This is a genomic window from Pedobacter sp. B4-66, assembly GCF_018492665.1.
Taxonomy (GTDB): Bacteria; Bacteroidota; Bacteroidia; order Sphingobacteriales; family Sphingobacteriaceae; genus Pedobacter.
This window is the reverse complement of the sequence record NZ_JAFVME010000001.1, coordinates 238,809-253,275: the sequence shown is the minus strand read 5'-3', so window position 1 is coordinate 253,275 and position 14,467 is coordinate 238,809. Positions and strand designations below refer to the sequence as shown.

16 protein-coding genes and 1 tRNA gene are annotated in these 14,467 nt (G+C 37.1%); 8 read left to right on the top strand and 9 right to left on the bottom strand.

What is annotated here, in order from left to right; translation table 11 throughout:
- The first annotated feature begins 119 nt into the window (after positions 1-119).
- Entirely contained in the window at positions 120-881 is a 762-nt protein-coding gene (locus tag J1905_RS01015) for a response regulator transcription factor (RefSeq protein ID WP_214225263.1), read from the top strand.
- A gap of 11 nt (positions 882-892) precedes the next feature.
- Here the strand turns inward: J1905_RS01015 and J1905_RS01010 are convergent, their stop codons facing one another.
- Positions 893-1,735, bottom strand: coding sequence for a metallophosphoesterase family protein (locus tag J1905_RS01010; RefSeq protein WP_214225261.1), 843 nt, complete (start codon positions 1,733-1,735; stop codon positions 893-895).
- 304 nt (positions 1,736-2,039) lie between these two features.
- On the opposite strand from J1905_RS01010, the gene J1905_RS01005 reads away from it, so the two are divergent.
- Both J1905_RS01005 and J1905_RS01000 read left to right on the top strand, forming a co-directional pair.
- Positions 2,040-3,008, top strand: coding sequence for a metallophosphoesterase family protein (locus J1905_RS01005; protein ID WP_214225259.1), 969 nt, complete (start codon positions 2,040-2,042; stop codon positions 3,006-3,008).
- A gap of 36 nt (positions 3,009-3,044) precedes the next feature.
- Entirely contained in the window at positions 3,045-3,974 is a 930-nt protein-coding gene (locus tag J1905_RS01000; protein ID WP_214225258.1) for a metallophosphoesterase family protein, read from the top strand.
- Here the strand turns inward: J1905_RS01000 and J1905_RS00995 are convergent.
- Together J1905_RS00995 and J1905_RS00990 are read right to left on the bottom strand one after the other, a co-directional pair.
- Entirely contained in the window at positions 3,971-4,504 is a 534-nt protein-coding gene (locus J1905_RS00995; protein WP_214225256.1) for a hypothetical protein, read from the bottom strand. The two genes, J1905_RS01000 and J1905_RS00995, sit on opposite strands and share 4 nt — an antisense overlap.
- A 24-nt stretch (positions 4,505-4,528) precedes the next feature.
- Complete coding sequence (locus tag J1905_RS00990) at positions 4,529-4,939, bottom strand: hypothetical protein (RefSeq protein ID WP_214225254.1); 411 nt, start codon at positions 4,937-4,939, stop codon at positions 4,529-4,531.
- A gap of 269 nt (positions 4,940-5,208) precedes the next feature.
- Between J1905_RS00990 and J1905_RS00985 the strand changes: the two genes are divergently transcribed.
- Both J1905_RS00985 and J1905_RS00980 read left to right on the top strand, forming a co-directional pair.
- The gene (locus J1905_RS00985) at positions 5,209-5,409 is read left to right on the top strand and encodes a hypothetical protein (RefSeq protein ID WP_214225252.1); all 201 of its coding nucleotides are present in this window, start codon (positions 5,209-5,211) and stop codon (positions 5,407-5,409) included.
- A gap of 96 nt (positions 5,410-5,505) precedes the next feature.
- Complete coding sequence (locus J1905_RS00980; RefSeq protein ID WP_214225248.1) at positions 5,506-6,576, top strand: glycoside hydrolase family 43 protein; 1,071 nt, start codon at positions 5,506-5,508, stop codon at positions 6,574-6,576.
- 268 nt (positions 6,577-6,844) lie between these two features.
- Here J1905_RS00980 and J1905_RS00975 read toward each other — a convergent pair.
- Positions 6,845-6,921: transfer RNA gene (locus J1905_RS00975), tRNA-His, on the bottom strand.
- Positions 6,922-7,097: 176 nt separating this feature from the next.
- Here J1905_RS00975 and rnhA point away from each other — a divergent pair.
- The 3 genes from rnhA (at position 7,098) to J1905_RS00960 (ending at position 11,410) form a co-directional block, all read left to right on the top strand.
- Positions 7,098-7,571 carry a ribonuclease HI gene (gene rnhA / locus J1905_RS00970; protein WP_214225246.1) on the top strand — a complete coding sequence of 158 codons (474 nt, stop codon included), beginning with the start codon at positions 7,098-7,100 and terminating at the stop codon, positions 7,569-7,571.
- Positions 7,572-7,828: 257 nt separating this feature from the next.
- Positions 7,829-8,710 carry a sugar phosphate isomerase/epimerase family protein gene (locus tag J1905_RS00965; RefSeq protein ID WP_214225244.1) on the top strand — a complete coding sequence of 294 codons (882 nt, stop codon included), beginning with the start codon at positions 7,829-7,831 and terminating at the stop codon, positions 8,708-8,710.
- A 12-nt stretch (positions 8,711-8,722) separates the two neighbouring features.
- Positions 8,723-11,410, top strand: coding sequence for a PQQ-dependent sugar dehydrogenase (locus tag J1905_RS00960; RefSeq protein WP_214225243.1), 2,688 nt, complete (start codon positions 8,723-8,725; stop codon positions 11,408-11,410).
- An 83-nt stretch (positions 11,411-11,493) separates the two neighbouring features.
- Here the strand turns inward: J1905_RS00960 and J1905_RS00955 are convergent, their stop codons facing one another.
- The 5 genes from J1905_RS00955 to J1905_RS00935 form a co-directional block, all read right to left on the bottom strand.
- Complete coding sequence (locus J1905_RS00955) at positions 11,494-11,928, bottom strand: PepSY-like domain-containing protein (RefSeq protein WP_214225239.1); 435 nt, start codon at positions 11,926-11,928, stop codon at positions 11,494-11,496.
- Positions 11,929-12,002: 74 nt separating this feature from the next.
- Positions 12,003-12,476 carry an RrF2 family transcriptional regulator gene (locus J1905_RS00950; protein WP_214225237.1) on the bottom strand — a complete coding sequence of 158 codons (474 nt, stop codon included), beginning with the start codon at positions 12,474-12,476 and terminating at the stop codon, positions 12,003-12,005.
- 1 nt (position 12,477) lies between these two features.
- Positions 12,478-12,792 carry an iron-sulfur cluster assembly protein gene (locus J1905_RS00945; protein WP_173088857.1) on the bottom strand — a complete coding sequence of 105 codons (315 nt, stop codon included), beginning with the start codon at positions 12,790-12,792 and terminating at the stop codon, positions 12,478-12,480.
- 10 nt (positions 12,793-12,802) lie between these two features.
- Positions 12,803-13,252 carry a SufE family protein gene (locus J1905_RS00940; protein ID WP_214225232.1) on the bottom strand — a complete coding sequence of 150 codons (450 nt, stop codon included), beginning with the start codon at positions 13,250-13,252 and terminating at the stop codon, positions 12,803-12,805.
- Positions 13,252-14,466, bottom strand: a complete 1,215-nt coding sequence (locus J1905_RS00935; RefSeq protein ID WP_214225230.1) for a cysteine desulfurase — start codon at positions 14,464-14,466, stop codon at positions 13,252-13,254. Before J1905_RS00935 ends, J1905_RS00940 begins: the two co-directional genes overlap by 1 nt.
- Position 14,467 lies beyond the last annotated feature (1 nt).

The following is a 14,467-nucleotide window of genomic DNA, read 5'->3' as shown; positions in this document are numbered from 1 at the left end:
GAAGGTAGTCTTTTTAATTTGTGCTTGTAGCTAAATATGTCTCTTAGGCAAGTATTTATATTTTGCTTTATCCAGAAATAATCCCGTACTTAATATATACTAAATTATATCTCTTCTCTATGAGTTCTCAGTTACAAAAACTCCGCGATGTTTGGTTGCAGCCGCATAATGTAGGTATGGAAAGCACCGAACTGCCTCAATTAACTTTTGATGATCTAACGAATTCAATCATTAGCCCGGGCCCATTTTATTATTATGTTATCGATTTCTATGACATGTCCTTATCGCATATTAGTCCTGGGATAAGAGATATTCCTGGCTTTGATCCTGAAAAGGTAACTTTTAATGATGTTCTTGACGCAATTCATCCTGAAGATGTAGAGTTTACCGCTCTGGCGGAATCGACCATTGCAAATTTTTTTCATAAGAATATTAAAAGGGAAAAGCTGTTGAAATATAAAAAGGTGTATAATTTAAGGGGCCGACTAGGTAATGGAGATTACGCCTTAATTAATCACCAGGCATTAATGCTTACATTAGATAGCCATGGGGGGTACGGTAAATGTCTTAATATTCACACAAGGATAGATCATTTGAGTAATTATAATACGTATCAGTATTCACTTTTGGGAATAAATGGTGAGCCATCTTATATGAATATCAATCCGGGAAGCACCATGCAGAATACCATGAAATTTTCTAAACGGGAGATAGACATTATCAGGTGTATAAGCAATGGGCTTAATAATAATGAAATTGCAGAGAAACTTTTTATTAGTGATTTAACTGTTAAAAAGCATCGCTGCAATATATTGAGCAAGTCCGATTGTAAGAATTCAGCACAATTGGTTAAGGCTTGTGTTTTGCAAGGTTTAATATAGGATCTGTAGTTCTAAAGAGTAGTTTCGTTAAGTATTGGGTTTTTGCTTGCATTAACCTGATACGTAGTTATTTTATTTGTTTCGTCTATTTCAACGATTCTGTATCCTTTATATTTTGTCCCCCAATTACCACCAAAATGGGCATCAAAAAAATGTGGTAATTTGTTAGTGTAAAATACTGCGTCAAGGCTATGGTCGTGCCCATGAAAAACGGCTTTAACATTACTGTAGCTATGCAGGAGGCTTATTGTGTCTGGACAATCAATAAACGGACTTTCTGGCACCCAGGAATGTGGAGGGATATGTAAAACTACCAGCACAGTCTTTAAGTTTTTAAGTTTTTCAAGTTCTTGTTTTATAAAGTTTTTGTCCGGGCATAAATAAGCTCCTTTTGTATCTGAGGTATTAGCAAGAATAAAACCTACACCATTTTTTTCAAATGAGTAATTATCCTCGTAGCCAAAAACAGATTTCCAAAGGGCGGTATCAGCATGATCGTGATTGCCTGGGATAGCATAAAATGGTACTTTGAGTTTATCAAAATAGTTGGTTTTTACTTCAGAGAGCAGTTCTGGGCGATCATGAACAAGGTCTCCATTAATGATCACAAAATCAATCGGGTTTATGTCATGGGCTTCATTAATCCATTGAACGATATTATCATGGTCTTTTTTATAATCCGTTCCCGGTTGACCATAATGACCGTCTGATGCAATTGCAAAGCGAAGTTTCGCTTTTGCACCCACAGGTAAGTTAGTATGCATTTTAGGTGTTAAAGCGGAAACACCTTTTGAAAGACCTGCAAGTAAGATACTTGCGAGGCTGCCTTTAAGGAAAATTCTTCTGTTCGACATAGTGAAACTTTAGAAATGTTATTTCTATTAAAAATAGCAATAATAAGATTGTTGGAGTTAAGTAAATAAGATTTGAAGTTATGATTAGGTTAAATAATTAGTCTTCACAAAACCTTTACTTATAGTTGTTATAAAATTAAAGATACAAATATTAAACATTTGTTTAGTATTTGTATCTTTAAGGCGTGAGGTTTAATGTATTTCGCACGAATCAAATCCCATGAAGCTAAGAATAGCCATAATCTTTGCTTTCCTTCAGATCATGCAGCAGTAATGACGGTGTTTAAATTAAAAAAAATAAAAAATGGACAGAAAAGAATTTTTAAAAACAACAGGGTTAGCGGGTGGCACTTTGCTTTTCGCATATTATCCTGAGCTAAGTCCGGCAGATAAAAAAATCAGGTTTGGAATGATCACTGATCTTCATCATGATATTATGCATGATGGTATAGAACGCTTGTCGGCCTTTATTAAGGAAATGAATGCAGAGAAACCCGATTTTATCATACAAGGAGGAGATTTCTGTATACCTAAAAAAAGTAATGCCCCATTATTGGATGTTTGGAATCAATTTAAGGGGCCTAAATATCATGTAATTGGCAATCATGATAATGATGGAGGATATACTCGTGATCAGGTGGTCGAGTTTTGGAATGCTAAAGCAAAATATTATTCATTTGATGCTAATGGATTTCATATTGTGGTTCTTGATGGGAATGAGCATAATGAAAGTGCCGACCGCCCAAAGGGATACGCACGTTATATTTCTCCTGTTCAATTAGAGTGGTTGAGAAAAGATCTTGATGAGACTTCTTTTTCAACTGTTATCTTTTGTCACCAAGGGTTAGATAATGACGCAGGTGGGCTTGAAAACGGTACCTTGCTGAGATATACCCTGGAGAAAGCAAATGAAAAGGCTGGTAAGCAAAAGGTTATTCTGGTTATGAGCGGCCACCATCATCAGGATTATTATAATCACATCAATGGTATTCATTACGTCCAAATCAACAGTGCATCGTACCAGTGGCTTGGAGACAATTACAAAGAAATCCGTTATTCTGAGGAGGTTGATAAAGCGCATCCAAATCTCAAGTATACCGTGCCTTACAAAGATCCAATATGGGCAATGATTGAAATTGACCATAAAGGGAAAATTACTATTAAAGGTAAAAAGACTGTTTTTGTAGGTTCATCTCCAGAAAAACTAGGAGTAAAAATGGATGATTATATTTACCCTATTGTTCCCTATATTTCAGATAGGAAGCTTGGCTAACCTCAATAACTAAAGTTTAACACACAAAATAACCAAATGAAAAGAAGAGATTTAATTAAATCACTTGGAGTTACAGTAGGGACTGTTGCATTGAGCAGTGTTGCAGAGGTATCAACTGCTGCTCCAGTAAAGAAAAAGAAAGTTTTAAAAGTCGCACATATCACTGATGTGCATATCAGGCCAGAACATAATGCGGTAGCTCGTTTTAAGAAATGTCTGGAAATGATTAAGAAAGACAAGGTAGATTTTATTCTTAACGGCGGAGATACTATTTACGCTGCGGATTATGACAACATTACTAAGGATAGGGTAGAGCAGCAATGGGCTTGCTGGAATGAAAGTGTTGAGGTGGTTAAAAATATCACTATGTATCATGTGTTAGGAAATCATGATATGTGGTGGCAAGGTAAAGATGACGAGTTGGGAGGCAAAGCCGGAGTATTAAAGATACTGCGAATGGAGCATAATTATTACAGCTTTGACAAAAACGGCTGGCATTTTATTATGTTGGATAGTAACCATCCTACAAACCCGGGGATGCTTGATGATGAACAGTGGAATTGGTTTGTAAAGGACGTAGAAAAGAACACTAAGGATAAACCTACATTGATTATGTCGCATTATCCTTTACTGAGCTGTACAGGTATTGTAGATAACAAACCAGACTTTAGAGGGCCGTTTAAAGTAAGTGGAAGCTACAACCATTTGGATATTTTGAAGTTTATTGAGGTTTTTAACAAGAATAAGAACATTAAACTTTGTTTAAGTGGGCATATTCACTTGCTTGATAAAGTTTGGTATAATGATGTGACTTATCTGTGCAATGGTGCTACAAGTGGTTTCTGGTGGGAGCCGGGTGATGATGGTAAAAGTGCTTACAGGGAAACTGTACCAGGATATTCTCTTTTGAATCTCTATGAGGATGGGAGTTTTGATCATGAATATATAAAGTATGAGGCGGTTTAATATACCGCTTCAACTATTTCAGGATGTTGAGTTGATACTTTGAGTTTTATGCTATCCCCTTGAATAAGCTTTTGCTTCTTGTTGTCTATTTCTTTCATGAAGTACTTATTGTTAAGTTTGTAGCGAACTAAGGCATAGCGACTGTAATAAGGGTAAAGTATAGGGAATTCACGCGTGTTTACAATTTCTACTTTTCCAGTAATCGTTTGGCCGTGATTTGTCAGTTGATGGGCAAGGTAGACTTTCTCTAGTTTGCCTATTACTACGGCAGATAGTGCTAATGTAACTAATATTGTAACTGGTATTAGGTATTTGATCCCATTCATTTCGCTGGTGTCTATCCACAATCTTTTTAATGCGTTTAGTGTATGCCAACTAATAATTAGGAGAACACTTGCACTTACCATATTAACCTTATGGTATTGATGAAAAATTCCAGCATAAATGCAAAGGATAATTACAATGCAATTTATATAGGTCCAAATTGTTCTTTTTTTTGATGGATTGGTAAGTTTTATATATTCTTTCATTGATTCATAGTTAGGTTTTATAAACTAACCTGCTTTAGATTCTAAAAAGTCATTTAGAAATAAACCCTGGATTTCATTCCATTGTTTCCAAAAAGAGCTGATGAAGTAAAAATGTTGATTAGCATCTTCTTTAGATATTAAAATATAAGTGTTTTTTGTTTTGAATGTATTTGATGATTTCTGCATTAAATTTTGGGTGCCCTTTTTAAACTGGTAGTTTATTAAATTTAGCGTGTAGTAAGGCACTTCTTTTCCGTACGATTTATATCCGGTTAGGGTAATTATATTACCTTCTATTTTAACTTCTTTTATTAAGTGCTGATGAAGTTTTATTGTTTTGCGGAATACGCTAATACTGATAGAAAGTGGAAAGAGATAAAAAAGCGTGCAAAGAAAAATAGCACCTCCATCTATGGTTTGGAATTTTTCAAGCATGAAAACAATGCATGCTATTAGAGAGATAATGCACATGCCTATGAAAAGGATAAGGCTTTTCTTGATTTGATTCTTAATGAAGAGATCACCTTCTGTGGAGATTGAATAAGTATGAGTCACGTTAATTGATTTTGGTTAGATAATATAAGGCAATATTTTAATGAACTTAAGTTATTGATTTATTTTTATTAAACTATTATTTTGCTAGTTTAGAATATTGGTTCCGTGAATTATTTTATTTATCTTGCTATAAATTAGGCATTAACTATATGTGCTTTATTCTAGAATTGCTTTTCGGAATTGTTCAGGGCGTAGCTTATTGGACAGGAATTGAAGGTAGGAAAGAACATAGACAATCAACCTCAAGCAGGTATGCTGCAATTGCTTTAGTTGCTGTGCTGCTATTGGTTGTTATTCTAATTTGGCGGTATAATCCAGAGCCGCATACTACAATAATTGAAATGATCTAATCAGGCTTTTCTAACCTACAAATAATATTTTTTTAAATTCATGCACTCGTTATGAGCTTTCTGGGCTTTTTGTATATTTAGCCAAAGTATTCCGTTATGAACAAAATCCTTTGGGTCATTTTCCTGTTAATCCCATTCTCATCGAGCCTAATTGCTCAACAAACCGATAAGGGTAAAGTCTCTGAAACCTTTATGAATCCACTTCGTAAAGGAGCTGATCCATATGTTACGAAGCATAATGGTAAGTACTATACCATTTTTAATGAAAAAGGAGGGTTTGCAGTTACGGAATCCAGATATCTAACCAAATTCGAAAAGAAAGAAGTAGTATGGACGCCTCCTCAAGGCAAGTGGAACAGTTTTAACCTTTGGGCGCCAGAAATCCATCATGTTGATGGTAAATGGTGTATTTATTATGCTGGCTCAGTCCACAACGGAGTGCCTTTTTATGCCCAACGGACCGGGGTTCTGGAAAGCGATAGCCCATTTGGACCATATACTGATAAAGGAATGCTTTACACTGGTGATGATCCTAATCAAAAGAAGGACAATTGCTGGGCTATCGACATGACTGTTTTGGAGTTGAATGGTAAAAAATATGCTGTTTGGTCTGGCTGGGAAACACTTCATGACCATCATGATGTAGACCAGAATCTTTATATCGCAGAAATGAAAAATCCCTCGACAATAGGGAAGCGTGTGTTGTTATCGAGACCCGAACGTGACTGGGAAAAGGGTGAGCATATCGTATTGCAAGAGGGACCTCAAATATTGAAACATAATGATGATGTATTTATCATCTACTCTACCCGCGGTTCCTGGACTGAGCACTATAAATTAGGACAGCTTCGTTTAACAAGTGGTAAAGATCCACTGAACCCTCTTTCGTGGGTTAAATCTGCTAAACCCGTATTTCAAGGTACTGCTACTGTTCATGGGTTAGGACATGCAAGTATGACAACTTCACCTGATGACAGTGAATACTGGATTTATTATCATTCTAAAGCTGCGTTGGATGGCGGTTGGGATAATAGAGAGGTGTATCTACAACAATTTACCTTCGGAAAGGATGGTAGCCCTGTTTTTGGTATACCCAAAGGTAGAGGTGAGATGAAGAGACCTTCCGGAGAGAAAAAGATTGAACTAACTGAATCTAAAAGATTATAATTCAATCTATCAGTATATAACGATTAGACTCTTATTGATTATCCTTTCATTTGGGCTTTTAGTTTGGTTGTTAACCGAAAGTGTTGCTTGTCTTGATATAGAAGTGACAAAAAATAATGGATTGATAAATACAGCAAAAAGATAAGTGGATGAAATGCAAAATATCGATTCTTTGAAGATTTATGGAAAGCCTAAACAAGACTTTTCGGCTAGACAGAAATAGTTTGAAACAAAAAAAGCAGCTCTTTTCAGAACTGCTTTCAAAACTTGGGGTGGAATATGGGGCTCGAACCCACGACCCTCGGTACCACAAACCGATGCTCTAACCAACTGAGCTAAAACCACCATGTGTTTTCAACGGTACAAAAGTACGATTTAAAATATTTTATTCAAATCTTTTTTCAGTTAGATTAAATCTTTTTTTTAATCCTTTAAATCTCAGTCGATTAATTTTTACTGTAAATATAAAAAGTACCTTATAAATTGCTTTTATAGCTTAAAAAGCTAGATTTGCCTAACATATGATTGAACTTTATACTGACGGAGCAGCTAGCGGAAACCCAGGGCCGGGTGGATATGGAGTGATTTTACGCTCAGGTTCCCATTATAAGGAACTGAGTGCAGGATTCCGTTTAACTACAAATAACAGAATGGAATTGCTGGCGGTGATAGTAGGCTTAAATGCACTAAAAAGTCCAGGGCAAGAAATTACTGTATTCTCAGATTCAAAATACGTGATCGATTCAGTAGAAAAGAAGTGGGTGTTCGGTTGGGTGAAAACCGGATTTAAAGGCAAAAAGAATAAAGATCTTTGGATGCGCTTTCTTAACGTTTACAAACTACACCATGTTAAATTTGTTTGGATAAAAGGACACAATAATCACCCTGAAAATGAGCGTTGCGACGAGCTTGCAGTTGCTGCATCTAAAAACAGAAGTGCATTAGGTATTGATACAGAGTTTGAAATGGAGAGGAGCAAATCCTCTTTATTGTAACCAGTGCCTGTTTTTTACTGGTAATATTGTCCATGATTTAATAAAATAAGTCCATTTTTAGAGCTTATATAAAACACGATTTTTAGTAACCAAAATATTTCGATTCATTAGTAAAAGGAAAAACTTCAATAATAACTATATTGTTGGCGTCTTTTTACAAAAGAGATAGCGACTAACTTAATTATAGTCGGGAGTATTTTGGAGAGATAGAATAACAAATGTAACCTAGATAATTTTCAAACTTTAATTAACCAAACATGAATTTATTAACAAATAGATTTGCCTTAAAACTACAATTTGCCGTTGTTTTATTGGCTTGTCTTACTGCCTGTAAAAGTGTAAAAACAGGTGCATCTAATGCTTCTACTAAAAATCCTGAAGCAAAATTGGGCTGGGAACTTGGTTCTCAAGCGTATACTTTCAGACTATTCTCTTTTGCAGATGCAATTAAGAAGATCGATAGTTGTAATTTAAGATATGTAGAAGCTTTCCCTGGTCAGAAGATAGGTGGTGGTATAGAAGGAACAATGGGTCCTGATATGGACGACGCTAAGAGAAAAGCTGTTTTAGCAAAACTTAAAGAAAGCAATGTGAAAGTTGTAGCATTTGGTGTTACAGGTGCTAACAGCGAAGCTGAATGGGTTAAATTATTCGAATTCTGCAAAGCGATGGGTATTCATACCATTACTTCTGAGCCGAATGAGAAAGACTTGCAAATGATTTCAGATTTATGCGATAAGTATCAAATCAATGTTGCTCTTCATAATCACCCTGAGCCTTCTCACTACTGGAATCCTGATGTCGTGTTAAACGCTATTAAAGGAAAAAGCAAACGCTTAGGTGCATGTGCTGACATAGGTCACTGGGTACGTTCTGGTTTAGATCCGGTTGAGTGCTTGAAAAAACTTGATGGACACGTATTACACTCACACATGAAAGATCTTCATGAAAAAGGTAAAGGTGGACATGATGTACATTGGGGAGAAGGTGTTTCTAACATCCCTGCAGTTATCGCTGAATTAAAAAGACAAAACTTTAAAGGAGCAATCTCAGCTGAGTACGAATATAACTGGGAAAGCAATAGTGCCGATGTAGCTGCAAGTGTAGTTAACTTCCGTAACCTTGTATCTAAATTGTAATAAACAACAAACATGATAAAATTGTCATTATTGAAACCAATAACAGCACTGTCGCTGTTATTGGTTTCTTCATGTATAGCAAAGGCACAATCGCCGGAAAAACCTGACGATAACAGGTTTACCAAAGTTGTGCTTCAGCAAAAATTAGAAGAGCCAATGCAATTCCAAATCCTCGATGGAGGTAAGGTTTTGTATGCAGAGCGCAAAGGGAAATTAAAAATATACGATCCTGCAACCAATAAAATGGATGTAATAGCTGATTTTACTGTTAGTAGAGAGTATGTAAGTAAAACTGGCGAACGCTCTGAAGGTGAAGATGGATTGCAGGGAGTTATCCTTGACCCTAATTACGCTAAAAACAAATGGATCTACATTTTCTATTCTCCAAAAGAGGAATCAGTAAACAGACTTTCTAGATTTACCTGGGCTGGCGGTAAACTGAACATGGCTACAGAAAAGAAAGTGTTAGATGTAGTTGTTCAACGCGAAGAATGCTGTCACGTAGGTGGTGGTATGTTATTCGATAAGGACAACAACTTGTACCTAAGTACCGGTGATAATACCTTTTCAAGATCCTCAGATGGTTTTACTCCAACTGATGAACGTCCGGGAGAGGCTCCGCGTGATGCCCAAAAATCATCCGGTAACACCAATGATTTAAGAGGTAAAATTTTACGTATTCATCCAGAGCCAAACGGTTCATATACCATTCCTGAGGGTAACTTATTCCCTAAAGGAACACCAAATACCCGTCCTGAGATTTATACCATGGGTAATAGAAACCCTTGGAGATTAACAATTGATAGCCATACAGGTTGGTTGTATTGGGGTGAGGTAGGTCCGGATGGTTCAAATTCTTCAGAGTCAAGAGGTCCAAGGTCTTACGATGAGTTTAATGTGGCTAAAAAGTCGGGTAACTACGGTTGGCCTTACTTTATCGGTAACAATCAGGCATATCGTCAATATGATTTTGCAACCAAGAAATCTGGAGAACTTTACGATGTGCTTAAGCCGGTAAACAATTCGCCAAACAACACAGGACAAAAAGTATTACCTCCTGCAGAATCAGCAATGATCTGGTATCCTTATGCAGCTAGCGAAGAGTTTCCGGTAATGGGAAGCGGTGGCAGAAGTGCTGTAGGTGGTCCGGTATTTCATAAATCTGATTTTGCCAATGCTAAAAACTTATTCCCTGCTTATTACGAGGGTAAATGGTTAATCACTGACTGGGTACGTGGTTGGATATTAGCGGTAACTCTTGATGAAAACGGCATGTACAAATCTATGGAGCGTTTCTTGCCTGAACTTACTTTAAGAGGGGCCATCGATATGAAATTCGGTCCAGATGGTAGTTTATATGTGCTTGAATATGGTAACGGATACTTTAAAGACAATCCTGAAGCTGAGCTTATCAAAATTGAATTCAATGGCGGTAATCGTAAACCTCAGGTACAGGTAGCAGCAAATAAAACTGCGGGCTCTTTACCTTTAAAAGTGAAATTATCTTCAGAAGGTACAACTGATAGTGATGGTGATGCATTAAAATACGAATGGAAAATTACCAAAGGTGGTGTGTTAAAACAAACGTTTAAAACTGCAAATCCTGAAGTACAGCTTATTGCAGCAGGAGTTTACAAAGCTACACTTACTGTTACCGATCCACATGGAGCAAAAAACAGTAAATCGGTTGAATTAGTAGCAGGCAACGCAACTCCTGTAGTTAAATTTAACTTCACTAAAGGAAACTCAACTTTCTATTTTCCAGCCAGCATTATCAACTATGCGGTTAGTGTTACAGATAAAGAGGATGGAAGCCTTGCTAATAAAAGAATACCAGCTTCTCAGGTTTCTGTAGCCATCAACTATTTGTCTGAAGGATATGACTTAACAGTTGTGGCACAAAACCAGAATCAGTTTGATGTTTCTGCTCAGTATGCTAAAGCGAAAGCATTAATCAAAAAAAGTGATTGTAATGCTTGTCACGCTGTAGATACTAAATCTTTAGGCCCATCATTTACTGAGGTGGCTTTAAAGTATAAAGGAGATAAAACAGCAGAAGGAAAGCTTACTAAAAAAGTGATTGATGGTGGTTCAGGTGTTTGGGGCGATGCAATGATGCCAGCGCACTCATCAATGTCTACTGCCGAAGTAAACTCTATCGTTAAATATGTGTTGAGCTTTAGCGAAAAGAAAGCTGCTCAGAAATCATTACCGGTTACAGGTTCTTACACTACAAATGTTGAGCCCGATCAACCTAATAAAGGAAGCTTTATTTTCAGAGCTGCATACAAAGATCATGGAACTAAATTAGCTCCGGCACAGTTTGGAGAAGATGTTGTTGTGTTGCGCCATCCTTATGTGCTTGTTAACAACACAGATAACTCAAATGAGATTAGCTTTAACGACGATAAATCTGTTGCTACAGCTAAGATTAAAGGAGCTTATTTACAACTTAACAGGGTTGATTTAACGGATATTAAACAGATTGAATTTGTTGGTACAGATAAAGTATCGGCAGGTAAAATTGAGATTCGTATAGACTCACCTGAAGGAAAACTTATCGGGCAATCATCTGTTAAGGAAAGCGGTAGTTTAAATACCGTTGCAAATATTGAATCGCTTAAAGGTAAATACAATGTTTACTTTGTGTTTACGGAGCCTTCGGCTCGCTTAAAAGCGATTAGTATGAAGAATCTTTAAGTAGTAAATAAAATATAAAAAGGGCAGCCTACTATAAAGTAGGCTGCCCTTTTTATATTTCTTACTGAGGCCAAATAAGCTAGTTAATATACCTTGTTTATTACCTTGCCGCTCTGATCCAACACAACCTTACGTTCCTCAAGTAATTTCTTCAATTCAACTTTATAATAGAACTTCTTAGCTTCTTCATAACGATCTACATCATCAATTCTGAAGCCTTTATAGTTTTGTTTTAGTGTATTTAACACTGCTGGGGGCAATTCTGAAGAGCGAAGCTCTTTCTTATGCTTAACGATTGCCCCTTTGTCATTTAGCCAAACTTCATTGTCCCTTCTGGCTACATCAAATTCCACATTGTATAAGTCGCCTTTTCGTTCCCATTCAACTCTGGTAGCTTTCGGAAACGATTTATTAAATGAGTTTAATACAGCAATAGGAACTTCGCTGGTAGGGATATCCTGAGCATAAGACAAGCCAGAAATAACCATAAAAATTGCAAGTAGTAGTTTCTTTTTCATAGTAAATTGAGTTAGTGTTTTTACTTATAACAAAAGAAAAGGGAAAAGTTCCTGAAAAATAAAAAATAACTGACTTACAGCTTTGCCATTTTTAAAGCGTTTATTTTGTTGATGATATGAATGTTAGATTCCTGTTCTGTACTAATCAATTCTTTAAGTGAAATGTTATCCAGCAATTGATCTACAGATAACTGGATCATTTGCCACAAAGAGCGCACAGAACAATCTACCGAGTTGGTGCATAGTTTTAGCGAACCAGAGTAATCCTCGCAAAACTTATTGCTGTAAAGAGAGCCGCCAAGCACCTTCATCACCTGATTGATGTTGATCTCTTCGGCAGGTTTAGCCAAAATATAACCACCCTTATTACCAGGTGTACTATTTATATAACCGGCAAGCCGAAGCGTACGTGTAAGCTTGGCTACATAGGCCGCAGAAAGTCCTTCTGCATCGCTAATCATAGGAATGCTTGCTCCTTCTTTATCTCCGTGTCGGGCTATATGGAGTAGTATCCTTAAGCCATATTCTTCCTGAGCAGTGATTTTCATATTACATCATTCCTAATTCGAACCGCGCTGTTTCCGACATCATGTCTCTGTTCCACGCAGGTTCCCAGGTTACAATAACAATAACCTCATTTACACCTTCAATTTGTTTTACCTTTTGCTCTACTTCCAAAGGGATAGATTGCGCAGCAGGACATCCCGGAGCAGTAAGGGTCATCACAATTTGTACATTGTTTAGCGGAGGCATTATCTCCGTTTCATAGATAAGCCCTAGCTCATAAATACTTACAGGGATTTCCGGATCGTATATAGTTTGTAAACAATCAATCACTTTCTGTTTTAATTCTTCTTTATCCATGACCTTCAATTTATTTATGATCAGTTTTTTGACTGCCAATTGCCTGAAAGGCGATAGCATAGTTTTTCATTTGTTTTATCATTGACAACAAGCCATTAGAGCGGGTTTGTGCCAAATGGGTCATCATGCCAATCTCTCCTATAAAATCCAATCTGGCGTCAATAATTTCGGTAGGAGTGTGGCCAGATAATACCTTTATGAGCATACTGATCAAGCCTTTTACAATTACCGCATCACTATCAGCTTTAAAGAACACGCGACCGTCATTGTAAGAAGCAACCAGCCATACCGTACTCTGGCATCCCTTTATTTTATTTTCATTGAGCTTGTGTTCATCTTCAAGGGGAGGCAACTTTTTGCCCATATCAATAATGTACTCGTACTTATCTTCCCATGAATCAAACAGTGCAAAGTCCTCAATTATCTCTTTTTCTATTTCCAGTATCGGCTTAATATTCATTACGAAAGCATTTTTATAGTTTTATGTAAACCTGTAATTAGTGCGTCTATTTCTTCTTTTTGGTTGTAAAGAGCAAACGATGCTCTTATGGTACCCGGAATACCAAAACGTGCCATTAAAGGCTGTGTGCAATGGTGTCCCGTTCTAACTGCAATCCCTTGGTTATCCAGTAAAACTCCCACATCCTGAGGGTGTATATCTTTAATTATAAAAGATACCAGACTTACTTTTTCTTTGGCATTGCCGATAATGGTTAAACCCGGAATGGCTTGTAGCTGAGCTGTAGCATAAGCAAGGAGTTCTTCTTCATGAGCCCTTATCGTAGGTTTCCCGGTTTCTTTAATGAAATCCAGAGCTGCCTTTAGTGCAATAGTATCTGCTATATTTGGTGTGCCCGCTTCATATTTATAAGGCAGGTCGTTGTAGGTGGTCTTTTCGAAAGTAACTTCCTTAATCATCTCTCCGCCACCTTGAAAAACAGGCATAGCTTCCAGTAATTCTTTCTTGCCGTAAAGCACGCCAACACCTGTTGGACCATATACTTTATGACCAGAAAAAGCAAAAAAGTCGCAGTCCATTTTTTGTACATCTATGTCGAGGTGTACAGCCGACTGTGCGCCATCTATTAACACTTTTGCACCAACCTGATGTGCCGCCAAGATAATCTCTTTAACAGGATTTACCGTGCCTAATGAGTTGGAAACATGAACAACAGAAACCAGTTTAGTTTTGTTATTAAGCAAAGCTTTATAAGCATCTATCAAAAGTTCACCGTCATCATTAACAGGAATAACTTTTAGAACAACACCTTTTTCCTCACAAAGTATTTGCCATGGAACAATGTTAGAATGATGCTCCATGCCCGAAATAATGATCTCATCGCCAGCCCCTATGTTTTGTCGGCCCCAGGTGTAAGCAACCAGATTAATCCCTTCTGTAGTACCTCTGGTAAAGATAATCTCTTCTTCATGCAAAGCACCTATAAACTCTTGGGCGGTACGACGGGTAGCTTCATAAGCCATAGTCGCTTCTTCGGCAAGGGTATGGATGCCTCTGTGGATATTGGCGTTGTAATGGGTGTAATAATGGGTAAGCGCATCAATAACTCGCTGCGGTTTTTGAGAAGTGGCCGCATTATCAAAATACACCAAAGGCTTGCCCTTAACCATGCGGTTAAGTATAGGGAACTGCTGTCTGAGATCTAATATGCCCATG

What these genes read in the sequence shown, in the direction of transcription:
- J1905_RS00950 (WP_214225237.1), bottom strand. Translation starts at nt 12,476, where the DNA reads ATGAAAATCACTGCTCAGGAAGAATATGGCTTAAGGATACTACTCCAT.
- J1905_RS00945 (WP_173088857.1), bottom strand. Translation starts at nt 12,792, where the DNA reads ATGGATAAAGAAGAATTAAAACAGAAAGTGATTGATTGTTTACAAACT.
- J1905_RS00990 (WP_214225254.1), bottom strand. Translation starts at nt 4,939, where the DNA reads ATGCTTGAAAAATTCCAAACCATAGATGGAGGTGCTATTTTTCTTTGC.
- J1905_RS01015 (WP_214225263.1), top strand. Translation starts at nt 120, where the DNA reads ATGAGTTCTCAGTTACAAAAACTCCGCGATGTTTGGTTGCAGCCGCAT.
- J1905_RS00980 (WP_214225248.1), top strand. Translation starts at nt 5,506, where the DNA reads ATGAACAAAATCCTTTGGGTCATTTTCCTGTTAATCCCATTCTCATCG.
- J1905_RS01010 (WP_214225261.1), bottom strand. Translation starts at nt 1,735, where the DNA reads ATGTCGAACAGAAGAATTTTCCTTAAAGGCAGCCTCGCAAGTATCTTA.
- J1905_RS00955 (WP_214225239.1), bottom strand. Translation starts at nt 11,928, where the DNA reads ATGAAAAAGAAACTACTACTTGCAATTTTTATGGTTATTTCTGGCTTG.
- J1905_RS00935 (WP_214225230.1), bottom strand. Translation starts at nt 14,466, where the DNA reads ATGGGCATATTAGATCTCAGACAGCAGTTCCCTATACTTAACCGCATG.
- J1905_RS00960 (WP_214225243.1), top strand. Translation starts at nt 8,723, where the DNA reads ATGATAAAATTGTCATTATTGAAACCAATAACAGCACTGTCGCTGTTA.
- J1905_RS00940 (WP_214225232.1), bottom strand. Translation starts at nt 13,252, where the DNA reads ATGAATATTAAGCCGATACTGGAAATAGAAAAAGAGATAATTGAGGAC.
- J1905_RS00995 (WP_214225256.1), bottom strand. Translation starts at nt 4,504, where the DNA reads ATGAAAGAATATATAAAACTTACCAATCCATCAAAAAAAAGAACAATT.
- rnhA (WP_214225246.1), top strand. Translation starts at nt 7,098, where the DNA reads ATGATTGAACTTTATACTGACGGAGCAGCTAGCGGAAACCCAGGGCCG.
- J1905_RS00985 (WP_214225252.1), top strand. Translation starts at nt 5,209, where the DNA reads ATGTGCTTTATTCTAGAATTGCTTTTCGGAATTGTTCAGGGCGTAGCT.
- J1905_RS00965 (WP_214225244.1), top strand. Translation starts at nt 7,829, where the DNA reads ATGAATTTATTAACAAATAGATTTGCCTTAAAACTACAATTTGCCGTT.
- J1905_RS01000 (WP_214225258.1), top strand. Translation starts at nt 3,045, where the DNA reads ATGAAAAGAAGAGATTTAATTAAATCACTTGGAGTTACAGTAGGGACT.
- J1905_RS01005 (WP_214225259.1), top strand. Translation starts at nt 2,040, where the DNA reads ATGGACAGAAAAGAATTTTTAAAAACAACAGGGTTAGCGGGTGGCACT.